This window comes from Virgibacillus sp. LDC-1, from assembly GCF_030137545.1.
In the GTDB taxonomy this organism is placed as follows: Bacteria; Bacillota; Bacilli; order Bacillales; family Amphibacillaceae; genus LDC-1.
Genome location: NZ_JARUVL010000005.1, coordinates 162,247 through 185,092 on the forward strand (window position 1 = coordinate 162,247; position 22,846 = coordinate 185,092).

Here is a 22,846-nt window from a genome sequence, read left to right on the forward strand (position 1 = left end):
CCGCTGGTCTTTTTATTAGAAAACCATCACTTACAAGTTACAATCTAATTAGCTCTCACACCATTCACATTCTTCCACATCGTTAGCTGTTGAACGTACATAGTATGTTGTTTTTAAGCCTTCTTTCCATGCTTGTAGATGTAACTCAAGAAGTACAGAAGCACGGATGTTATATGGCACATAGAAATTAAAAGAAATACTCTGATCGATATGCTTTTGTCTAGCGGCATTTTGCTTTACCGACCAACGCTGATCAACAATATAAGCACTCCGGCGATAAACATCATACGTATGATGGCTTAAATCTGGTGCTGTCGTCGGGATTTTAAAATCCTTCTTTTCTTCATGGTAAAAAGGTTTAAAAATCGGATCAATGCTGGCAGTCGACCCCGCAATAATGGATGTTGACGAATTAGGTGCCACAGCCATCAAATACGCATTTCGAATTCCGTGCCTCTTAATTTCTTCTTTTAGAGCAGTCCATTTTTCATCCTGATAGCCCTTCGTTTCAAAGTACGCTCCATTGCTCCACTGGCTACCTTCAAAAGCAGGATAGCTTCCCTTCTCCTTGCTTAACTGAAGACTTGTTTTAATTGTGTAATAAGCAATTCGTTCATATAAGTCATCTGCAAAGGCTACCGCTTCTTCACTTTCCCAATGTATTCCCTTTAAAGCAAGCAGGTGATGCCAGCCAAATGTCCCTAAGCCAATCGCACGATATTTTTTATTTGTCATCTGTGTTTGTAAAATCGGTAACGTATTAATATCAATTACATTGTCTAGCATACGAACCTGTATGGAAATCAAGCGCTCTAATGCATCATCTGGTACTGCTCTACCCAAATTAATCGAGCTTAGATTACAAACAACGAAATCTCCTGCGTGATATTTTTTAACAATTGTTTGATCCTGTTCGATAAATTCTTCAATAAATTGTGTTGGAGACTGATTTTGGGTAATTTCTGTACAAAGATTCGAGCAATAAATCATACCGGCATGGGCGTTACTATTTTGCCGATTTACTTCATCACGGTAAAACATAAACGGTGTTCCTGACTCTAATTGCGATTTTAGGATACGTTTCATAATCGTAATTGCCGGAACTTGCTTTCGAGATAACGTTTCATTAGCTATGCAAGCCTCGTATTTGCTCCGCCAAGAACCAGATCCTTTTTGCTCATCGTAAAAGTCTTCTAAAGAAAATCCCATGACCTGTCTTACTTCATGCGGGTCAAACAAATACCAATCACCACGCTTGTCCACTTGTTCCATAAAATAATCCGGCAAACAAACACCTGTAAAAATATCATGTGCACGCATACGATCGTCACCATTATTTAGCTTTAAATCAAGGAACGATTCAATGTCTGTATGCCACACATCCAAGTAAATCGCAATGGCACCTTTACGTGTACCGAGCTGATCTACACTTACTGCAGTATTATTTAATTGCTTAATCCACGGAACAACGCCACTCGACATTCCTTTAAAGCCTTTAATAGCGCTTCCTCGCCCACGGATTTTCCCCATATACACACCAATTCCTCCACCATTTTTAGAAAGCTTGGCGATATCTGAATTACTATCGTAAATAGATTGCAAGCTATCATCAACGGTATCTATAAAACAACTAGAAAGCTGTCCATGCGTTTTTCCAGCATTGTTTAAAGTTGGGGTAGCAACGGTCATATATAAGTTACTTAATGCCCAGTACGCTTCCAGTACGAGCTCTGATCTATTTTCCTCTGGCTCATCCTGCATGAGGTGCATGGCAATAATCATCCAACGCTCCTGTGGTAATTCAAATGGATTCTTTTCATGGTCTATTGCTAAATAGCGGGTTGCCAATGTATGAATTCCAAGGTATGTAAACAGTAAATCTCGCTTCGGATCGATATGTTTTGCAAAGTGCTCGATCTCACGCTGCGTATATTGTTCGAGGAGGTGTGGCGAATAGATTCCTTCCTCTATTAATCGATTTATTAGTTTATAAAAACTGCCATATTGATTAGATACAGCTTCTCCTCGATTGCGCGCTGCACGTCGATATAAATCTTGCAAATAAATGCGCGCAGCTAAAAAAGTCCAATCCGGACTGGCTTCATCGATGTTTTCTAGTGCATTCTTTACAAGAACATCCATTGTCTTCTCCATAGAAGATTCTGGAGAGATGGCTTTTACCGCCTTTGCTTTATACATTTCTGTATCAAGCTGTAACCCCTTATTTGCTTCATCGATCACGTGAATCATTTGCTCTTGATGATTTTGCAGAGCTTCTGTTGTCATGGCAATTCCTCCTGTTTAAAAACAATATGTATATAGCTTAATAAACACGTTTTTACTAGAAACGGATTCCCAAATAAAAAAAACCGCCCACCTTCAGTGTGAACGGATTAAACGACAGAAATAGCCTATGCACTCCTACCGTTTCACCATTCTATCACCCCGAAGAAATGAAACTAATGAATTATGGCAGGTCTCCTGACTTGTGCTTCCTTCTACTAGGTGTCCTTCCCATATCGCTGCCTATCAAGCACTTCGACACAGTGGATATCCCGTTCGTCCACACTTACAGTTGCGGGGGCAGCTTCGGATTTAAACCGAATTCCCTTTTAAGACAATTTCTTGTCACCGTAACTCAAAAACACTATATATAGTGTTTAAATTATTAAAAATAACAATATATTGTATTTAAAGACTATCATAGAACATTCTTAAAAGCAATAGCGTATCATTTCATTTTTTATAAAAGAATCGATTTTTATTTTTGATATTGCTCTAGCCTTCTAAAAAAATGATGCAAAAACGTATGAAATAATTTTTCTGTCGGCAGTAATTTTCGTTCCTCAGAAACGAGAACCCCAACTGTTCGCATAATACTCGGATCTACGATAGGAACCTTTACTGCTGAGCGAGGAATATTATCTACCAATGTTATTTCAGGCACTAACGCTACTCCTAAACCAGCCGACACCATTCCTTTCACTGCATCCATATCCGCTCCTTCAAAGGCAATATCCGGTTGAAACCCATGCTGCTGGCATGCTTTTAACGTGATATCACGAAGCATAAAGCCCTCCGGAAAAAAGATAAACGCATCCGTTCGAAGCTGATTTAATTTAATTGAGGATGCGGTTGCAAGCGAATGGTTTCGGGGCAATAAAGCAACAATACGTTCATGAAACAGAACGCTTCCTTCCATGCCTTTCGTTTCCTTTGGTAATGGTGCCAATAACGCAAGGTTAATGTTTCCGCGATGAACCCAATCAATTAATTCATGATATGCTCCTTGATTTAGCTCAAATTTTACATTTGGATATTGCACACGAAATGCTGATATCGCTGTTGGCAACAGATAAGAAGCCATACTACTTGTATAACCAATGTGAATCGTTCCACGTTCTGGCTCCATATATTCCTCCACAACTTGTAAAGCATTGTAAATGACATTCATTGCCTGTTCCATATGATCTAAAAAAATCCGTCCCATTGGCGTTAATCTTACATTGCGCCCTTCACGAATAAACAACTCTACTCCAAGTTCCGCCTCTAAATTAAAAATTTGTCTACTGACAGCAGATTGCGCAACATGCAACGCATTTGCTGCTTCTGTAACATGCTCTCGCTTTGCTACTTCTATAAAATACTTAATTTGCCTTAGCTCCATAACGTCCCTCCTTACCAAACTTTTCTTCGTTACTATATTCCGACTTTTCCTTTTCATTATCTCATATCGGCATTAATTATATCTATAATTAATATTGCTTCGATCATTTTCAACCGTTACAATGAATAGTAACATCGTATATTCTTATAGAACGTTATCGGACGTTGAATCAAACAGGTGGTACGTATTAGAGATCGGATGCGATTTTATACGGTTCTTGCATTGGGTATCATTATGAATACGGATTAAAACAAAAAGTCGGCACACTTGCCGATTTCATTTATTTTTAGGAGGGAATGAATGTATGGAAGCATACGTAAAAGATACCATTTCAAAGGAAGAAGAGCTTGTCCAAGCATATATGGATGAGGTTTTTGAAACGATCGTGAAACGAGATCCACATGAAAAAGAATTTCACCAAGCTGTAAGCACAATCTTCCGTTCTATTAAACCAGCTCTAGTGAAAAATCCCGCATATAGAAACCACAATATTTTGGAACGTATCGTTGAACCAGAACGCTTAATTACATTCCGCGTGCCATGGATGGATGACAATGGCACCGTTCAAGTGAATCGAGGCTTTCGCGTTCAATTTAATAGCGCCATTGGACCATACAAAGGCGGACTCCGTTTTCACCCATCTGTTAATACAAGCATCGTAAAGTTTCTTGGCTTTCAACAAATTTTTAAAAATGCACTTACTGGTCAACCAATTGGTGGTGGTAAAGGCGGTAGTGATTTTGATCCTAAAGGAAAATCCGACCGTGAAATCATGCGTTTTTGTCAAAGCTTCATGTCAGAACTAGCGCAGCATATCGGCAAGGATATTGACGTTCCCGCTGGAGACATCGGGGTTGGGGCAAAGGAAATTGGATATTTATTCGGGCAATACAAGAAAATGCGGAACACCTTTGAAGCTGGCGTTCTAACAGGAAAAGGCCTAAGCTATGGAGGGAGTCTTGCCCGTAAAGAAGCAACAGGATACGGAACGATCTATTTTGTTCAGGAAATGCTTAAGGATCATGGCTTTGACATAGCTGGAAAAAAGGTTGTTATTTCAGGATCTGGAAATGTCTCAATTTATGCAATGGAAAAGGCAATAGAATTAGGCGCCAATGTCATTGCATGCAGTGATTCAGACGGGTATATTTATGATGAAAGTGGAATCTCCTTGGAAACGGTCAAACAGTTAAAAGAAGTCGAAAAAAGAAGAATTCATGATTATGTAGAATTTCATCCAAATGCCCAATATCAAGAAGGCTGTACTGGTATATGGTCGATAGCCTGTGATATTGCACTTCCTTGTGCTACACAAAATGAAATCGACGCAGTTGCAGCACAGACATTAGTAAAGAACGGAGTAAAAGTGGTTGCCGAAGGGGCGAACATGCCATCCACACCTGAAGCAATTGGTATATTTCTAGAAAGCGACGTCTTGTTCGGCCCTGCCAAAGCTGTAAATGCTGGGGGTGTAGCTGTTTCTTCTTTAGAAATGGGACAAAACAGCTCACGAATGGCTTGGTCCTTTGAAAAGGTCGATACGAAGCTCCAAGAAATTATGACCGATATTTATCAAAATTGTAAAGAAGCTGCAAAGGAATACAACCAACCTGGAAATTTAATCGTCGGAGCAAATATTGCCGGTTTTATTAAAGTAGCTGATGCGATGATTGATCTAGGTGTAATATAATTTACTCTTTATGTCCATTTAACAAGCTTATCGCTTTTGTGATAAGCTTGTTTTAATGTGGAATCGCTAGCATCTTTTAATATAGTCTGAAAATCATCTATATTATTTACAGGGGTAGCATAGCGATTAAAATGTTACTCTTTTTTTCATTTTCAGCGGAACATGTTTCACATTTGTAATAAGTGGGTAAATTAAAATGGAGTTTTTTTTGTATTTTTAGATTCATTATTTTTGAACATATACGCTCGCATCATACATCCCTTGAAATATGCATTGTGATGCTCTTCTGCATTCCGCTTCCTTGGATTACATACATTAACTCCATTTGTACACATTCATTTAAACCAACACCATTCTATCGCATATTGTATGAACAACGAATTTGCTACATTTAAAAAAGACAACACGAAGGAGATTATCGTTATGAAAGCAAAGTTAATTGATTGGCCTACTTTTATTGGAGCTTTAATCCTTATTTTAGGCGTTTCCATCCCATTAGTTGTTTATCCAACCGCTGGCAAGAAAATTGTAGATATGGCAAACGCATTTATGACAGGAAATTTCGGCATACTTTATTTACTTGTCGGATTAGCTGCATTTGCCTTTCTTATCTTTGTTGCCTTTAGTAAAAACGGCCATATAAAGTTAGGTAAACGTGAGGACCGTAAAGAGTTTGGGACTTTTTCATGGGCAGCCATGCTCTTTGCAGCAGGAATCGGCTCTAGTATTCTTTATTGGGGAATGATCGAGTGGGCGTATTATTATCAAACACCCCCATTCGGGATTGAAGCTGGCTCAAAGGAAGCCATTTCGTGGGCATCCACATATGGGATTTTTCATTGGGGTCCTATTGCATGGGCAATTTATACATTGCCAGCTCTTCCGATCGCATATTTTTACTATGTTCGAAAAAAGCCTGTATTAAAAATTAGTGAAGCTGTAAGACCTGTGCTTGGTAAGCTCGTGGATACCCCGCTCGGTGTCGTGATTGATGTGTTATTTATGTTTGGTCTTATGGGGGGCGCTGGAACAACACTTGCCCTTGGAACCCCTATGATTGCTGAAGGTATCCATGATTTAACAGGTATCCCGATAACACTTGGGATGAAAGCGGTAATTATGCTTTTATGTACGATCATTTTTGCTGTAAGTGCATATTCCGGATTACGAAAAGGAATTAAAATCTTAAGTGATGTAAACCTTTGGTTAGCTATCTTCATATTATTATTTATTTTTATTTTTGGTCCAACGCTTTTCATTAGTGAAACAACTTTTACAAGCATCGGGCTTATTGCGGATAATTTCTTCCATATGGCAACATGGCTCGAACCATTTGGAAATTTAGCTGGTTTTACCGAAACCCAATTTCCCGAATCATGGACCATCTTCTATTGGGCTTGGTGGGTTGTTTATGCACCATTTGTTGGACTTTTCGTAGCGCGAATCTCTCGTGGTAGAACAATAAAAGAAATGATATTAGGGACAATGATATACGGAACGTTAGGCTGCTTACTTTTCTTTGGTATTCTTGGTAATTTCGGTCTATATTTACAGCTAACAGGAAGCTTTGATGTTATTAGTTTTATGAACGCTAATGGAGCACCTGCAGCGATAATTGCTATTTTACATCAGCTACCAATGTCCAATATCATCGTCGGTGTATTTACGGTTCTCGCAATTATTTTCTTAGCAACAACCTTTGATTCGTCGTCTTACATTCTCGCTTCTGTCGTTCAAAAACAGGTGCAAACAGAACCATTACGTTGGAATCGTTTATTTTGGGCGTTTACATTATGTTTATTACCACTCGTACTGATGTTTGTAGGCGATTTAGAAACGTTACGAACAGCAAGTATTGTTGCTGGGTTTCCAGTTATATTTATTATGTTTTTACTTGCTTGGTCCTTTTTAAAGGCCTCTAATCACGATTTACGAGCGGCACGAGATTATGATCCACCAACCATCTATATTAATCGCAAAACAAAGTAATAAGGGCTGAGGCATTCTAGTAAATGTAAAAAAGTCAGATCGTTCATCTTTCGATGGACGGCCTGACTTTTTATAAGGTCTTTTTATCACTCTTTGAGGTAGCACCTTTGTTGACTTACACTACAGAGGCTGCTTTCCGCGGAAACGAATTCAGGCCCCATTCGTTCCAGATACCTAAACAGAGGATAATTTGATTACTTATTTATGGTGAGTTGTATCAAACCATTACAATTTTGTTTTGAACTAATGGAATATTTCAGACTCTGCTGTTAGATCCTCTAGCTTCATTTGTACGGCATCTAAATAAGCGTCTCGAGCAAATAAGCCGATTCGTTTAATTACCATATCTTCTGCATCAAATAGTAAAAAGTAATTTTCATCAAACATATAATATGTTTGCATCGCGTGGTAGATTGTATAATTTGGGTAGCTATTTACTAGCTTATCAACAGAGTCATTCATAACGATTCCAGCTGTTGTATGCGCATCTTCTGCTTCTGTCATAAAGCCTATTAATTTGCTTTTTTCAATCGCCAAAACAAATTCTGAGGTAGCAATAACTTGAAAACGGTCTGGATGTTTATCCGTAGCCATTTCATCCATATGTAATTCCTGGCCAATCGTCTCCTCAACATCATGTATCGAGCTCCCTAACCGAATACCTTCTAATCCCAGTTCTCCCCCCAAAGAAGATGTTATAGAATGTGTTTCGGTGTCTCGATTATTATTCACAGTCTTTTCTTCATTTACTGAATGCTGTTGGTCGTTACTGCACGCAACAAGTATAAAGATGATAATTAACAATGGTAATTGCTTCACTTCGCCACCTCAATCTCCGATGTCATAACTTTATATCGACCTATTTTCTCCTTCTATAAAGCGTTCTTTCCGTTTCCCCGACCAAACAAAGTTATTATTTGGAGCTAACAACAAATAACACAATCAATTGCACGATTCAGCTTCCATTCCAACTATCTTTCATCCTTTTAACTAATTGAAATGGATGCGCTTTCATGATAGTATCAGACTTGAAATTAATTATAATAAAAATTCCGAAATATGAAACAAGGGGAAGTGGAGGGGAAAGCATGGGAAACACAAAGCATACAGGACCAATTAAGCTTTCAAAAAAGCCTGATCCAAGCTTATGGGTTAGTAGTATACCTTTTGGACTCGGCAAAATAAAACCACACCATCTTCGTGATACGATGAAAGTCGTCTGGGAAAACAAAGATAATTTACCGTACGCTACACGCATTTTAACACAAGGTGTCTGTGATGGCTGTGCTCTTGGAGTTTCTGGCTTAAAAGATCAAACACTCACTGGTCCACATTTATGCACGACTCGATTAAATATATTACGGCTAAATACGATGAAATCAATTAACAAGGAGATTCTCCATGCCGATATTGATGAATTAAAAGAACGAAGCAGCACAGAGCTTCGCGAACTTGGTCGTATCCCATATCCACTCATTCGCAAGCCTGGAGAAAGAAGGTTTTCACGTCTTTCCTGGGAGGATGCAATGACATTGATTGCGAATAAGTATAAAGCAATTCAACCGAAGCAGGCCGCCTTTTATTTAACATCACGAGGAATTACAAATGAATCTTATTATACCGCCGCCAAAGTGGCACGATTTCTAGGAACAAACAACATTGACAACGCCTCCCGCATTTGCCATTCACCTTCAAAAACAGCTTTAAGTCGCTCATTAGGGATTGGTGCGTCTAGCTGCAATTATAAGGATTGGATAGGTACTGATGTGCTCGTTTTTTGGGGTTCTGTAGCAGCAAATAATCAACCTGTATCAACTAAATATATGTATGCAGCGAAACGAAAAGGAACCAAGATTATTATCATTAATCCCTACCACGAACCTGCTATGGATCAATATTGGATACCTTCGATTACGGAATCGGCTTTATTCGGCACAAAAATTGCAGATGATGTGTTTCAAGTAAATATCGGTGGAGACATCGCCTTCATGCATGGAATAATGAAGCATTGGTTTGCAATGGAAGAAGAGGAGCATGGTTCAGCAATTGATCATTCGTTTGTAAAAGAACATGTCAACGGGTATGAACAGCTCCGAGCGTTCGTCCAACATTTTGATTGGAAGCAGCTTGAAGCATCCGCAGGGATATCGAAGGAACGAATAAAGGAGCTCGCGGTTCTTCTAGCAAGATCAACATCTGCAGTATTTGTGTGGTCGATGGGGCTAACCCAACATCGATTCGGAACCGATAATGTCTCACAAGTAGCTAATTTAGCATTGCTTCGTGGCTTTATCGGACGGGAGCATTGTGGAGTAATGCCGATTCGTGGTCATTCTGGTGTACAAGGATCAGGAGAAATGGGTGCAGATCCATTTGTATTACCTGGTGGAAATATGAATGAAGAAAATCGAACACGTGTAGAAAACATATGGGGCTTTCCAATTCCTGAATGGCAAGGAGACATTGTTGGGGTCTCACTTGAAAATGCATTATTACCAGAGGAGCATGAACGAAAGCTAAAGCTTTATTATATGTCAGGTGGAAATTTTCTCGAAACGATGCCTGATCCTGATTTTGTCCAGCAATGCCTAGAAAACATAGAAGTTCGAGTACATCAAGATATTATCTTAAATAGTTCCACACTAGTCGATGCGAAAGAAGCGGTTGTTGTACTTCCAGCAATGACTCGGTATGAACAGCCTGGTGGTGGAACGTCTACTTCCACAGAGCGGATGGTCTACTATTCGCCAGAAATTAAAGGACCACGCATTGAAGAGGCAAGAGCAGAATGGGAGATTTATGTTGATTTAGCGAAGCGAGTAATACCGGAGAAAACGGAATTAATCAACTTTTCTAATGCAACAGAAATACGGGAAGAAATTGCGCAAGCCGCTCCTAATTATGATGGCATTCAACACCTAAAAAAGAAAGGTGATGTATTTCAATGGGGTGGCGCTTGGCTTTGTGAAGGAGGTATATGTCCAACAAAGGATGGAAAAGGGAACCTTATCGCAATCGAGCTGCCGGAGCTCCGTAAACCAGAAGGCCACTTTTATGTAACGACACGTCGGGGGAAGCAATTTAATTCGATGATATATAGTGATACCGATCCATTTAATGATGCAGATCGCTATGATATTCTTATGAATCACGAAGACGGCGAATCTCATGGGATTTCAGAGGGCGATGCAATTGTAGCCTTTAATCAATTCGGTTCCTTCACAGGACGTGCCAAGTTTGTACTCTTGAAGAATGGAAATATAGAGGTGCATTGGCCAGAAGGAAATGTGCTTATTCCTAAAGGCGTATATGAGGCCGAAGCAGGGATTCCTGAGTATAATACTTCCGTTATCGTCGAAAAAGCGGAAACATACTTTGCTCATAAAGATACGAAGTATGCAGAAAAGCGAATGGAAGAATTAGAAACGGAGATGACGTAAACCAAGTAGGTGATATTGGATGAGCAACACGAAGAAGATAAGCTGGGAGGTTTCTCAATTTCATGGTGACGTACGTTCGCAGAAGCAAGAAGTCGTTGCCACTGAGTTTCCTCTAACCGTAATCGTAAATGGGGAGGAATTTGCAACAATGGTATGTTCTCCTTCTCATTTGAAAGAACTAATTGTTGGATTTTTAGCATCGGAGGGAATCATTCGCCACTATGATGAATTGCTATCACTAGATATTGATGAAACACAAGGCTTTGCTTATGTAGAAATAAACAAGCCAATAAAGCAACAGGATCATTCTAAGCGTTTTATCGGATCTTGCTGTGGAAAAAGTCGACAATTTTATTTTAAAAGTGATGTAAAAACTGCTAAAACCATTAGAAATAAAATTTCACTAACAGCTACACAATGCTATAACCTAATGGGACAGCTTCAACTACAGTCCAATTCCTTTCACATAACAGGCGGGGTACACAATGCTGCACTATGCAATGTAGAACAAGTGCTAGCAATTCGAACCGATATTGGCCGCCATAATGCACTTGATAAATTATACGGAGATATCTTAATAAAACAGATTCCACTTCACGATAAAGTTATTGCATTTAGCGGGCGCGTTTCCTCTGAAGTGCTCTTAAAAATATCTAAAATTGGAATTGGCATTCTACTTTCAAAATCAGCACCTACGGATTTAGCTTTACAGCTTGCAAATGATTTAGGAATTACTGTTATTGGCTTTATACGAGGAAAAAAAATGAATGTATACACAAACGCTTGGCGTATAAAAGAAAACGAGCAATAGCTGCTCACCTATCAAGTGAAGCCGCTCGCTCATTTTGCCCAACACCCCATTCTGTTCGCTTGACCAACGAAAAGAGCTTAGCCAAACGAGCTAAGCTCCCAATAATTTAAGTCAAAGCGAACCTTCCCCCTACTTGCAAATTCGATTCGTTCTTCATTTGGATCAGGAAAAATCCGCGCAGTAAAGGTTTCTTCTCCATCATTGACGAAGATTTCAATTGACGAACGATCAAGGAAAATGTGTAACGATGTTAAGCTAATTAAAGAGGTTCCCCTTTTTTCCATTCCATCACCAGTTAATCTTTTTCGTTCTAATATCATTTCTTGGCGGACTGCATTAAAGGTTAGTCTCGCATACTTGCGAAATTCAATGGTAAAGCTTGTTTTCGTATCAAATTGAAACTGATTTAATTCCAGTTCCAGCACAGCCCCTTGTACACCTGATAATTGTATTGTTTCATCCTCTACTACCGTCTCACGATAGGATTCTCCGTTTTTTCGAAGTAAGGTTAGCTCCGAAACCGGTTGCTGCAATAATTTATTATCCTTTACGATTAATTCGCGTGGCAAAGTCATCGCATGAACCCAGCCATTTGCAATTGTCGGGTGCAAGGCTTCATTCGAATCGGTAATTCCCATCCAAGCAAACAATAGCCTACGACCTCGACTGTCTTCTGTTGTTTGTGGTGCATAAAAATCAAACCCACGATCCAGTTCTTGAAAACTACCATGCTGAAATAGTTTTGTTTCCAAATCTAACTTTCCAATAAAATAGCCTGACTGATATAGATTATTAAATTGAAATCCCTGCGCTTCCATTCCTTGTGGAGAAACGAGAAGCACATCCTGCCCATCGACAGAAAATAGATCTGGGCATTCCCACATATAGCCATGATCACCAAGCCCTTGTCGATTAGATCCAGCTATAACCCCTTCGTTGTTCCAGTTGTATAAATCTCGCGAGGAAAAAAGAACAACACACCCCTGCTGCATTTTATCCTGTGCGCCAATTACCATGAACCATGTATTTCCTTGCTTCCAAACCTTTGGATCACGAAAATGCGGCGTAAAACCTTCAGGTAAGTGAAGAATGGGGCCTTTCTTTTCAAATTGAATGCCGTCCGAAGAAATGGCTAGGCATTGATAAGTTTCTCGCGTGCTTTCCCTTTTCACATTTCCTGTGTAAAACAAATATAGCTTTTCATTATGTTCAATAGCACTTCCTGAATAACAGCCATTTCTATCATAGGCATCCGTAGGAGTAAGTGCGATTTCTTCTTCCACCCATTCTACGAGATTAGAGGAGCTGTAATGTCCCCAAAATTTTGCCCCATGTGAAGTAGCGAACGGATTCCACTGATAAAACAGATGGTAACGTCCATTAAATTGAATAAATCCATTGGGATCATTCAACAATCCAACCGGAGGCATAAGGTGGTATGCTAATCGAAACGGATCTTGATGCACGAGTGGTTCAAATTGCTTTATACGTTGATGTACGCTTTCGATTACCTGCTTCTTATTCATCGTAGATACTCCTTGTATATTATGTTTAGACACTATATTATTTCCACCTGTTCTTTCTTACTGATCTTTAGATTATTACATCTGTTAAACCACTTTTTCACTGGAGGCGGACGCTTTCCACGGGCATAGAATGAGCCACCTCGGAAGAAATCCACTTTCTTTAGAGTCTCAAGTTTCATAGTTCTCCCGCTGGAGTCGCCGCCTTCTTTCCAACTGCTATCATCTTTAATTTATTGCTACTTATCTAAATCTGAAACTTAATAATCAAATAACTAATTCATTTTGTTTTGACATACTATCACAGGGCTGTTGATTATTACTTCAAGTATTTCTGAATCGCTTCCAAGGTTGGAAGAGCGTTCATAGCCCCCTTCGATGCTGTTGCTAATCCACCTGATACTGCTGCAAAAGCAGCCGTCCTTTTCACTTCCTCTACACTCCAATTGGAAATGCATTTTTTTTGTTCATGTACTTGATAGAGCATCGCAGAAACAAAGGCATCTCCTGCACCTGTCGTGTCAATCGTTTCCACCTTTATTGCTGGCACATGAACAATACCCTCAAGACAGTAGCTTATACTTCCGTGCGCACCTCTTGTTACGAATACAAGTGGTATATTATAGTGACGAGCTAAAGTTACCAGCTCTTGCTCTCCTGATCCACCCATTAAAAATGCAAGTTCTTCTTCAGATAGCTTTAAAACATCTACATAAGGCAATACCGATGTTATCGTTTGTTTTGCAACACGTTCATTTTCCCATAGGCTTATACGTAAATTAGGATCATAGGAGAGAAGCATATTGTTTTTCTTAGCAAGCTTGATTGCTCTCCAAGTAGCCTTTCGAACTGACTCATGAATAAGAGATATAGATCCAATATGAAGTATTTTTTTCGATTTAAATAGCTCCTCGTCAACCTCTTCTCCTTCCAAAAAGCTATCTGCACTTGGTTGGTTGAAAAATGAAAAAGTTCGTTCTCCATGCGCGTCAAGCTCAACAAATACAACGCCTGTTTGCACCTCTTCGCTAAAAGAGACACGAGAAACATCGACTCCATAAGAAGCAAGTGTCCGATGCAAAAACGTTCCCAGCACATCTTTGCCAACCTTGCCTAGAAAAGTAACCTCTACACCTAAAGCTGCTAATCCGACAGCAACATTAGCCGGCGCACCCCCAGGACTTTTTTGATAGAGGAGATTCGCTTTATCCATTGGAATAAAATCAATCAATGCTTCACCAAGTGAAATAATCCCTTTTTTCATATATTGTTCTCTCCTAACCGTGAAATCATCGAACGCCCCTATTTTCATATTTGATGGAGCGAAATTATATGATTTATTGTACTAGATCCTTTTTATCTGAAAAACCGAACACCCAAGTAAGCATGAACGCAACTGCAATCGCAAGAATATTTACGAATAAATAACCGATGATTTGATTATTCAAATAAAGCAATGTTCCAGGAATAACTGTAATGGCCATACCGGTTGCCTTTAAGCCAAGAAGGGCTGCCGCAAAGCCTCCAACACCTCCACCAATTAATCCCATAATAAATGGTTTGCCGTACCGTAGGTTTACCCCAAAAATTGCCGGCTCTGTTATACCAAGAAACGCAGAAAAAGAAGATGGGAGTGCCAACGCTTTTAGCTTTTTTGATTTTGTTTTTAACCCTACAGCAAGTGCAGCTCCTCCTTGTGCTGCTACCGCACTTGTGACAATCGCATTGTAAGCATTAAATCCATATTGCTCAAGTAGCTTTATTTCCATCAAATTAAATATGTGATGCACACCTGTAACAACAATTATTTGATTAAAGAATCCAATAATTAATCCACTAACACCAAGTGGCCAGCTTAATACTGCCACCGTTCCTTTCAAAATATAATCCTCGACAACATGAAAGATCGGTCCAACAATAAATAATGCTAATGTAATCATCACGAGCAATGTCAAGAAAGGTGTGACAATTAAATCAAGCGCTTCAGGTACACGTTTTCGAATTTTTTGTTCTAGCTTGGCACCAATAATACCAGCAATAAATGCAGGCAATACCGAGCCTTGATAACCTACCACTGGAATGAAGTCTAAAAACATAATCGGATTGATGTCCTGCCCCGCAACTGCCCAAGCATTTGGAAGAGATGGACTTACCAACATTAATCCGAGTACCAATCCAATAACTGGCGTCCCTCCAAACACTCGAAATGTGGACCAAGTAACTAGTGCAGGTAAAAATATAAATGCTGTATCCGTTAATACTTGTGTAAAGAGAATGAAGTTTTCAGATATGTCTGCTGGCGTCAGTCCAAACCATCCTAAAATCTCCGGCTGCATGACTAGACCACGAAGCCCCATGAACAAACCTGTAGCAACAAGGACTGGGATAATCGGTACAAACACATCACCAAACGAGCGAATGGCACGTTTCCACGCTTTTTGTTCTTGTTTAACTGTTTCCGATTGATCTGATTTCGACTTTCCCGTAATTCCAAGCTTTTCTACTTCTTCAAAAATGCGATTCACTGTACCCGTTCCTAAAATAACTTGATACTGACCTGAATTATAGAAAGCCCCTTTCACTTTATCAATGCTTTCTACTTTTTCTTGATCCACTTTCTCCTTATCGTTTACCATAATGCGAAGCCTTGTTGCACAATGCGCTACAGAACGAATATTTTCCTCTCCACCAACTGCTTCGACAATTTCTTTTGCAATACGTTGATTTTCCCTCATACTACTCACCTCTTCTTTTGGTTTTAATTAAATCGCTTTCATTTTGTGGAATCGATTCCACAAACTGCAAAAAATAATATAGCTGCTTGATCGCCAACATCTTTTAATAACGTGTTGAGAATCAAACAAAAAAATAATGCTCAAATGTGGAATCGATTCCACATTCTAATATAAATGATTATACACTATCTCTTTCAATTAATCTATACTTCATAACAATTTTTTTACGTTCCTTTTGTTGTCCGCGAATATGACGAATAATTAATTGAGCAGCTTCATATCCAACTTTTTCATTTGCAAACTCAATCGTAGAGAGAGCGGGCGTAATAAATCGTGATACCTTGGAATTACCTGTTCCAGCTATGGCAATTTTATTTGGAACCTCTATTTTTTGCTCATGTAAATAGTGCATTGCTCCAATAGCAATCGTATCTGTCACAGCAAAAATCGCCGTTGGCAACTCTACCGCTTGCTCTACCATTTCTTTCATCGCCAAATAACCCGAATCAAAATCAAAATTAGCGGTTACCATCCATTCAGGTTTAGTCTGCAGACGATGGTCTGTTAGCGCATCTAAATAGCCTTGCTTTCTTTCTACTCCTACTGCTCGATCCGTTTCAGGAACACCAATAAAACCAATATGCTCATGCCCTTTCTCAATCAGCAACGATGTCATATCCTTCCCCGCTTGATAATCATTATTTATGACCACTGAAACACCAGGAATATCCTGCCCAACAGCAACAAGCGGAATCTTCAGCTTGTTGATTTCTTCAATCAGTGCTTCGTTAATATTGGTCGCAAGTAAAATGATTCCATCGACCTGTCTACTACGAAGTAGCTTTAAATTTTCAATCTCTTTTTCTGGATTCAAATTCGTGTTAGCTAAAATCATTTGATATCCAAGCTTGGCAAGCGCATCATTTATCGCATTTACCATTCTGCTTGATGTATCTGTACTTAATCGTGGCAAAATAACCCCAATAACTTTTGTTTGCTTTGTACGCAATGATTTAGCATGTTCACTTGGAATATATCCTGTTTCCTCTATAACCTTTAAAATCCGCTTTCTCGTTTCCTCGCCGACATAGCCTGAATTATTTAAAACGCGAGACACCGTAGAACTGGATGCCTTTGCTAAACGAGCGATTTCTTTAATTGTAATCATGTCCATTCCTCCGTACAATACAATTATGTATATTGTACTGTAATTTAATTTGTTTTAAAATGCTCTGTTTCTTTTCCGTTAATTTGTTTTGAAAAAAATCATATAAAATTTGTCTACTTTGTGAACTAATCAACAAACAATTTCATTAAAATAAGGCAATCATTTTTAAGCTAGCTTCACAAACTGTATAATTAAAACAGGTTTGAACATTCTATAACTATACATTGGGAGGTAATCAATAATGGGAAAACTACAAGATAAAATTGCAATAATCACTGGTGGTGCATCTGGAATCGGTGCAATGATGGTAGACCTTTTTACAAAAGAGGGCGCAACAGTCATTGCAGCAGATATTAACGAAGATGCCTTGAAAAAGATTAGTGAAAAAGAAAATGTGCACGGAATGAAGCTAGACGTTTCTTCTGAAGAAGCTTGGAAAACATTAACTAAAAATGTGAAGGATCAATTTGGAAGAATTGATATCCTTGTAAACAATGCTGGTGTAAGCACAGAGAAAACTATCGAAGAACTTGATTACAAAGATTGGGAATTCCTAAACAAAATCAATGGCTTCGGTACAATGCTTGGTATTAAATATACTGCTCCATACATGGTAGAACAGAAAAAAGGTGCAATTGTTAACCTATCTTCCGTTACATCAATGGTTGGAATGGGCTTAAACTCTTACAGTGCTTCTAAAGGGGCAGTACGTGCACTTTCTAAAGCAGCAGCAACTCAATATGCTAGACAAGGCATTCGTATAAACACAGTATTCCCTGGTGTTATTGAAACACCTATGGTTGAAGGACTTTCATCAAGTGATGATGCATTAGCAAGAATTAATGCAATGACTCCTATGGGACGTCTTGGTCAACCAGAAGAAGTAGGAAAAGCAATTGTCTTCCTTGCAAGTGATGATGCATCTTACATTACTGGAGCAGAACTTCCAATTGATGGTGGATACTCTGCATTATAAGGACAAATCTGAAGCGCACTCTTAAAATTGGGAGGCGCTTCTTTTTTTATTATTAGAATTCGTCATTCTTTTTTGTAATAAAAAATTCATGTCTATCATCTACACCGAGTATATATTGATTTCGAAGGGTTATCCTTAGTGGGAAAATTTTAGATTTCTTTTCTGAAAACAGCCATCTTCTCCCTTCACCGGTTAATAAAACAAAAACCCCATTATCTTTTGCTTTCATAAAGCTTAAAGAATCATTTGAAATTGGCTTATCGTCGCTCTTATAGGCACTTATTTTTTTGAATTGCTCCCCGACACTAGGAGCATCTTTTACAATTAACCCAATTTCACTAACATTAAGAATCTGGTGCACCGAAAATGGTTCATCACTAGTTGGGTTTACGTTATATCGAGCAATAAGCTCCACGATATTCCCAGCTGGGTCTTCAAAATAGCAGGCATGAGCTGGCCAAAATGAAAAATCCGCTTCATCTTCTCCATCTTCTAATAACAACGTTGTTTTTGCTTTCAACCACGTTTTTGCTTCTTGAAATTGATTCGAGGGAAGGTTGAATGCAAAATGATAATACGGCTCTCCAACAACATATTCATTCGTAAATTCTAACAGACTTGATCCTACTTTAATTCGAAAATGCGTTGCATCTTCACTAAAAAGGGAGAACCCTAATTGTTTGGTATAAAATTGTTTCATCTCTTCTAATTGACTGGTATGTAATGTTAGTAGCTCTATCTCCATTTACTACTTAACCTCCAATGCAGTTTCGTTTCTTCCTCAAGTGTAATATAAATATTTTTAAATTCAAACTTTTTTAACAAAAGGTTGCTATACATCTTTAATTTTTTCGCATTATCTAGTACCCCTATTTTGTAGAATATGCTATTATTATAAATATAGGTAATTTTACCCAATACTTTAGTAGCTTTTCCGAAGAAGAGGGGGTAGCGATGTCAAAACGTATCAAGCTATTTATTATACTTTTATTTACACTCTCCTTGCTCATAGCTTTCTCCATAGGACCAAGCTTGTTTTCCATTTCCTTTACGACCTATGTAAAAGTATTATTCATCTACTTGTTCTTTTCATCTCTATATGCTCACTTGAAAATCGTTGTTAAAAAAGGAAGAGTCAATGTAGATTACGGCGTATCATACAGTCTTTCAATCGGATTATTTGCAGGACCACTAGGGCTATTTATTTTTGAGACGATTCACCGATTTACTGTATATCTATATCGAAAAGCAAAAAACACCGCTGACCCTGATGAGTTTATTCATACCTTCTACAACATTGGTTCATTTACATTAAATCATTCCATTGCCTATTTTTTGTTTTTTCAAATATACCCATTGGTATCATCGATCCCATTTGGATTTTGGATCCTTATTATTTTCCTTGTTTTGCTTGTTTCCTTGTTATCTGATGCATATTTATCCATTATCTTTGCATGGATGGGAGACATGAAAACATTCAAAGATGCCATTAATTTCTTTAAAAGCAGAAGCATACTGGATATGGGGAAACTCGCTTTCACGAATGGGTTATTGTTTATCTTTCTAAAGGAAAATCAATGGGAAATGCTGATTTGCTTTTTCGTTTTAAATTACTTGGTAAGCCGATCATTTTTTGAAAAGTCGGAGAGCCTCCAGCATAAAATGGAACGAGATAAATTCGAACAGATGGCTTACACGGATTTTTTAACAGAAGTATATAATCGTGCATTCATGGATAAGACGATGGCTGCTTTAAATAACAGCGGAGAAAAGGTCGGAATCATTGTTGCAGATATTGACTTTTTTAAGCAAATTAACGATACGTATAATCACGCAGTAGGAGATCGTGTTATTCAACACGTTGCTGCCACAATTCAAGAATGTTTAAGCGACGATGATTATCTTTTTCGAAGTGGTGGTGAAGAGTTCACTATCATTTTACGTCATCGTGAATATGAAGCATGTGTAGACCTTGTGGAACAAATGCGAGAAAAAATCGCAGCAACTCCTGCTATAAGTGATATTCAAGAAAAACAAGTCGAACTAACGATAACTGCCTCCTTTGGTATGTATTTTTATAGAACAAATGAAGTATTTGATATTCATAAAGCATATATTTTTGCAGATCAGTTATTACTCCAGTCTAAAAAACGTGGAAGAAATACCACTTCCACCAAAAATGGCATGTCTGATCTTCCACTTTCTATGCGTTTTCATCCTTAACAAAGGGGCATCTATTTCTGTTCGCTTGAAATAGATGCCCCTAAATTAATTGCGATATTTCTCCACGTATTCTTCAAAATCAAGAACTTCTATTGCATCCGACCAATGTAAAACGGTTCCGACAAAGTCTCGGATATCTAATCCGGACATTTCATACGTATTCCCATCATTCACAGTCCCTGTCGCATCTTCTACAAAGGTAACATCAAATCCACGATCATAAGCAGCTATCGCTGTAAACATGCAGCAAAACTCCGTATTAAAGCCAACGATAAATAGGTGCTTCACTTGAAACTGTATCAATAGTTCTTCAAGCCCTGTTTTAAAAAAAGAGCTAGGAGTCTTTTTTATCACGATGTGATCGGCTGCTTCTTGGATAAAAGGAAGAAGCTCTGACCCTTCTGATTCTTTGTACAGCGGACTTCTATCGTCATCAACTAAATGACGCATACAAATTATTTGACTACTGTCTCTTTTAAAATCAGTGATGATTGTTTCAATTCGGTCCAATTCTTCCCTAAAGTCGTTATGATTCACAATTCCATTTTGAACATCAATGACAAGTAAAGCTTTCATCTTCCTCCCCCTTTTTTACTTATGATTCTAAAGTGATCATATCAATAAACACACGCTATGTCATGATGCTCTTATGCACAGCTAGAAAATTCATTTATTGTTTACAAGGATGCTCTATGCGTTTCATTCATTTAGCTAACTTCTTGCATCGATTACTGTAAGTGTTTTGGTGGGGGTGGAAAATTCTCATTTTGTTCTACCTCTGTAAATAAGCTTGCTTGTTGATTCATTTGTTGAAAATGCTGATTTAATTGGCTTAACTGCGCATGAAGCTCTGCATAATGGTGGTTCTCTAATCTTTTATTTAATGTTTGTTCGATACGCATCATCGCTTGCTGAAATTCCTTTTTCGTCACTGGCTGTGCTTCCGATTTCAATGTAAATCCAAGCTGTCCATTTGGCTCCAACGTCGCCCATTGCACATCATTCATGTTTGTAACTTGATTTTGACGCAAATTCATTTCTAACTGATCGACTGTAAGTCTTACTTTGCGTAGATTTTTCTCATTTAAGCGTCCATCCTCGATTAGTATTTTTGATTTTCCTGTTAACAGCTTTTCAAAAACATTTCCTTTTATTTGTGCTAGCTCCATTGCTATTAATGTTAGTACGAGGATGCCCCCAACACCGACGGTTATCCATATGTTTTTTCCAGCTACAGGCTGTATTAACAGGGAACCAATCCCGACCATAATTACTGTCTGTGGTAGTGTCATTTGAGAAATAGACTTTCTGCCAGCTAGTCGTAATAAAAATGTACCTGCAAAAACAATTACTATTGCCTTCCATATCCAATCGAAATCCATACTACTCCTCTCCTAACATTTCATTTTAATCTAGTTTTTGTAGGATAGGAATGATTATTCTTCTCGTAAGAATAGGTTTCCAAATAAAAGAGAAGCTTCTAAACGAAGCTTCTCTTTTATCGTGAAACGGTTCGATCTTTTTTAATTTGCTTACTACGTAGCTGTCCACAAGCTGCGTCAATATCTGCTCCGTTTTCCCAGCGTACACCACTATTAATTCCATTCTTTTTTAAGGTTTCATGAAAGGCCGTTATTGCTGTTGTTTCACTTCGTTGGTATTGACTATGTTCATCAACACTGTTATAAGGAATAAGATTTACATAAGCTAAATGGCGTATGTTATAAAGCAGCTTTGCTAGCTGTACCGCTTCTTCCTTATGATCATTCACATCGCGAAGCATTATATATTCAAACGTAATTCTACGATTGGTTTGCTTTAAATAGTAATCAATCGAATCCATCAATTTTTCAATCGGAAATGCCTTGTTTATTTTCATAATACTCGTGCGTAGTTCATTATTCGGTGCATGCAAGGAGATCGCTAAATTAACCTGGAGGTTTAAATCAGCAAATTTATATATTTTATGGGCAAGTCCACTTGTTGATACAGTAATATGACGTGCTCCAATTGACAAACCTTCCTGATCATTTACGACATGAAGAAAATCGATCAGGTTATTAAAATTATCTAAAGGTTCGCCAATACCCATTACAACGATATGACTAACTCTCTCGCCTTTTCCAACATTATCTAAATGCGCTTGCACGTTCATAATCTGTTCTACTATTTCACCAGCAGTTAAATCACGGCTCTTGCTTAACAATCCACTTGCACAAAAGGAACAGCCGATATTACAGCCTACCTGCGTAGTAACACATACTGACAATCCATAATGAAATCTCATTAGTACGGTCTCGATTAAGTTACCATCTTCTAGCCGAAATAAAAACTTAATCGTACCATCCTTTGATTCCTGCTTAATTTCTTCTTCAAGTGTAAAAAGCGAAAAATGCGCTTCTAATAATGCAATACATTGCTTATTGACATTCTTCATATCAGAAAATTGCTTGACCCGCTTTTTATAAAGCCAATCCCACACTTGTCGAGCGCGAAACTTTTGTTGTCCTCTTTCCATAAGCCAGTCTGTTAATTGTTCATATGTCATTCCATAAATGGATGTTTTTTTCATCAAAATTCCTCTTTTCCAGTAAATACGTTTGTTGCAACATAATTTGGGATAA

General features: G+C 38.3%; 17 protein-coding genes and 1 riboswitch. Of the genes, 6 read left to right on the plus strand and 11 right to left on the minus strand.

The window, feature by feature from the left end; genetic code table 11:
• Positions 1-48: 48 nt before the first annotated feature.
• On the minus strand, positions 49-2,286 hold the full coding sequence (locus tag QBK89_RS06650) for a ribonucleoside-diphosphate reductase subunit alpha (protein ID WP_284140245.1): 2,238 nt from the start codon (positions 2,284-2,286) through the stop codon (positions 49-51).
• Between the two features lie 168 nt (positions 2,287-2,454).
• A riboswitch (cobalamin riboswitch) is annotated at positions 2,455-2,651 on the minus strand.
• A 110-nt stretch (positions 2,652-2,761) separates the two neighbouring features.
• Positions 2,762-3,667, minus strand: coding sequence for a glutamate biosynthesis transcriptional regulator GltC (gene gltC / locus QBK89_RS06655; protein WP_284140246.1), 906 nt, complete (start codon positions 3,665-3,667; stop codon positions 2,762-2,764).
• A gap of 304 nt (positions 3,668-3,971) precedes the next feature.
• Here gltC and gdhA point away from each other — a divergent pair, with 304 nt between their 5' ends.
• Positions 3,972-5,357: an NADP-specific glutamate dehydrogenase gene (gene gdhA, locus QBK89_RS06660; protein ID WP_284140247.1), complete on the plus strand. Its 1,386-nt coding sequence runs from the start codon at positions 3,972-3,974 to the stop codon at positions 5,355-5,357.
• 423 nt (positions 5,358-5,780) lie between these two features.
• Positions 5,781-7,346, plus strand: coding sequence for a BCCT family transporter (locus QBK89_RS06665; RefSeq protein WP_284140248.1), 1,566 nt, complete (start codon positions 5,781-5,783; stop codon positions 7,344-7,346).
• A gap of 243 nt (positions 7,347-7,589) precedes the next feature.
• On the opposite strand, the gene QBK89_RS06670 is transcribed toward QBK89_RS06665, so the two are convergent.
• On the minus strand, positions 7,590-8,165 hold the full coding sequence (locus QBK89_RS06670) for a hypothetical protein (protein ID WP_284140249.1): 576 nt from the start codon (positions 8,163-8,165) through the stop codon (positions 7,590-7,592).
• 269 nt (positions 8,166-8,434) lie between these two features.
• Between QBK89_RS06670 and QBK89_RS06675 the strand changes: the two genes are divergently transcribed.
• A complete protein-coding gene (locus QBK89_RS06675) occupies positions 8,435-10,786 on the plus strand; it encodes an FdhF/YdeP family oxidoreductase (protein ID WP_284140250.1) in 2,352 nt (783 codons plus the stop codon).
• 19 nt (positions 10,787-10,805) lie between these two features.
• Positions 10,806-11,597 carry a formate dehydrogenase accessory sulfurtransferase FdhD gene (gene fdhD / locus QBK89_RS06680; protein WP_284140251.1) on the plus strand — a complete coding sequence of 264 codons (792 nt, stop codon included), beginning with the start codon at positions 10,806-10,808 and terminating at the stop codon, positions 11,595-11,597.
• A 77-nt stretch (positions 11,598-11,674) separates the two neighbouring features.
• On the opposite strand, the gene QBK89_RS06685 is transcribed toward fdhD, so the two are convergent.
• The 4 genes from QBK89_RS06685 to QBK89_RS06700 all read right to left on the minus strand — a co-directional run bounded on the left by QBK89_RS06685 (position 11,675) and on the right by QBK89_RS06700 (position 17,023).
• On the minus strand, positions 11,675-13,123 hold the full coding sequence (locus QBK89_RS06685; RefSeq protein WP_284140252.1) for a glycoside hydrolase family 32 protein: 1,449 nt from the start codon (positions 13,121-13,123) through the stop codon (positions 11,675-11,677).
• A gap of 316 nt (positions 13,124-13,439) precedes the next feature.
• The gene (locus QBK89_RS06690; protein ID WP_284140253.1) at positions 13,440-14,384 is read right to left on the minus strand and encodes a carbohydrate kinase family protein; all 945 of its coding nucleotides are present in this window, start codon (positions 14,382-14,384) and stop codon (positions 13,440-13,442) included.
• A 73-nt stretch (positions 14,385-14,457) separates the two neighbouring features.
• Positions 14,458-15,855, minus strand: a complete 1,398-nt coding sequence (locus QBK89_RS06695) for a sucrose-specific PTS transporter subunit IIBC (protein ID WP_284140254.1) — start codon at positions 15,853-15,855, stop codon at positions 14,458-14,460.
• A 178-nt stretch (positions 15,856-16,033) separates the two neighbouring features.
• A complete protein-coding gene (locus QBK89_RS06700; RefSeq protein ID WP_284140255.1) occupies positions 16,034-17,023 on the minus strand; it encodes a LacI family DNA-binding transcriptional regulator in 990 nt (329 codons plus the stop codon).
• Between the two features lie 241 nt (positions 17,024-17,264).
• Here QBK89_RS06700 and QBK89_RS06705 point away from each other — a divergent pair, with 241 nt between their 5' ends.
• Positions 17,265-17,999 carry an SDR family NAD(P)-dependent oxidoreductase gene (locus tag QBK89_RS06705; RefSeq protein ID WP_284140256.1) on the plus strand — a complete coding sequence of 245 codons (735 nt, stop codon included), beginning with the start codon at positions 17,265-17,267 and terminating at the stop codon, positions 17,997-17,999.
• 52 nt (positions 18,000-18,051) lie between these two features.
• Here the strand turns inward: QBK89_RS06705 and QBK89_RS06710 are convergent, their stop codons facing one another.
• A complete protein-coding gene (locus QBK89_RS06710; RefSeq protein ID WP_284140257.1) occupies positions 18,052-18,744 on the minus strand; it encodes a VOC family protein in 693 nt (230 codons plus the stop codon).
• A 209-nt stretch (positions 18,745-18,953) separates the two neighbouring features.
• On the opposite strand from QBK89_RS06710, the gene QBK89_RS06715 reads away from it, so the two are divergent.
• On the plus strand, positions 18,954-20,222 hold the full coding sequence (locus tag QBK89_RS06715) for a GGDEF domain-containing protein (protein WP_284140258.1): 1,269 nt from the start codon (positions 18,954-18,956) through the stop codon (positions 20,220-20,222).
• Between the two features lie 45 nt (positions 20,223-20,267).
• Here QBK89_RS06715 and QBK89_RS06720 read toward each other — a convergent pair whose 3' ends face one another.
• From QBK89_RS06720 to rlmN, 3 genes are all read right to left on the minus strand, one after another.
• On the minus strand, positions 20,268-20,798 hold the full coding sequence (locus tag QBK89_RS06720) for an isochorismatase family protein (RefSeq protein WP_284140259.1): 531 nt from the start codon (positions 20,796-20,798) through the stop codon (positions 20,268-20,270).
• Between the two features lie 152 nt (positions 20,799-20,950).
• Positions 20,951-21,604, minus strand: coding sequence for a DUF421 domain-containing protein (locus tag QBK89_RS06725; protein WP_284140260.1), 654 nt, complete (start codon positions 21,602-21,604; stop codon positions 20,951-20,953).
• A 116-nt stretch (positions 21,605-21,720) separates the two neighbouring features.
• Positions 21,721-22,794 carry a dual-specificity RNA methyltransferase RlmN gene (gene rlmN / locus QBK89_RS06730; RefSeq protein ID WP_284140261.1) on the minus strand — a complete coding sequence of 358 codons (1,074 nt, stop codon included), beginning with the start codon at positions 22,792-22,794 and terminating at the stop codon, positions 21,721-21,723.
• Positions 22,795-22,846: the final 52 nt, after the last annotated feature.

Coding starts and splice junctions, on each gene's coding strand:
- QBK89_RS06685 (WP_284140252.1), bottom strand. CDS start 13,123: ATGAATAAGAAGCAGGTAATCGAAAGCGTACATCAACGTATAAAGCAA.
- QBK89_RS06700 (WP_284140255.1), bottom strand. CDS start 17,023: ATGATTACAATTAAAGAAATCGCTCGTTTAGCAAAGGCATCCAGTTCT.
- QBK89_RS06720 (WP_284140259.1), bottom strand. CDS start 20,798: ATGAAAGCTTTACTTGTCATTGATGTTCAAAATGGAATTGTGAATCAT.
- QBK89_RS06675 (WP_284140250.1), top strand. CDS start 8,435: ATGGGAAACACAAAGCATACAGGACCAATTAAGCTTTCAAAAAAGCCT.
- gdhA (WP_284140247.1), top strand. CDS start 3,972: ATGGAAGCATACGTAAAAGATACCATTTCAAAGGAAGAAGAGCTTGTC.
- QBK89_RS06715 (WP_284140258.1), top strand. CDS start 18,954: ATGTCAAAACGTATCAAGCTATTTATTATACTTTTATTTACACTCTCC.
- QBK89_RS06650 (WP_284140245.1), bottom strand. CDS start 2,286: ATGACAACAGAAGCTCTGCAAAATCATCAAGAGCAAATGATTCACGTG.
- QBK89_RS06705 (WP_284140256.1), top strand. CDS start 17,265: ATGGGAAAACTACAAGATAAAATTGCAATAATCACTGGTGGTGCATCT.
- QBK89_RS06725 (WP_284140260.1), bottom strand. CDS start 21,604: ATGGATTTCGATTGGATATGGAAGGCAATAGTAATTGTTTTTGCAGGT.
- QBK89_RS06665 (WP_284140248.1), top strand. CDS start 5,781: ATGAAAGCAAAGTTAATTGATTGGCCTACTTTTATTGGAGCTTTAATC.
- fdhD (WP_284140251.1), top strand. CDS start 10,806: ATGAGCAACACGAAGAAGATAAGCTGGGAGGTTTCTCAATTTCATGGT.
- QBK89_RS06690 (WP_284140253.1), bottom strand. CDS start 14,384: ATGAAAAAAGGGATTATTTCACTTGGTGAAGCATTGATTGATTTTATT.
- QBK89_RS06695 (WP_284140254.1), bottom strand. CDS start 15,855: ATGAGGGAAAATCAACGTATTGCAAAAGAAATTGTCGAAGCAGTTGGT.
- rlmN (WP_284140261.1), bottom strand. CDS start 22,794: ATGAAAAAAACATCCATTTATGGAATGACATATGAACAATTAACAGAC.
- gltC (WP_284140246.1), bottom strand. CDS start 3,667: ATGGAGCTAAGGCAAATTAAGTATTTTATAGAAGTAGCAAAGCGAGAG.
- QBK89_RS06710 (WP_284140257.1), bottom strand. CDS start 18,744: ATGGAGATAGAGCTACTAACATTACATACCAGTCAATTAGAAGAGATG.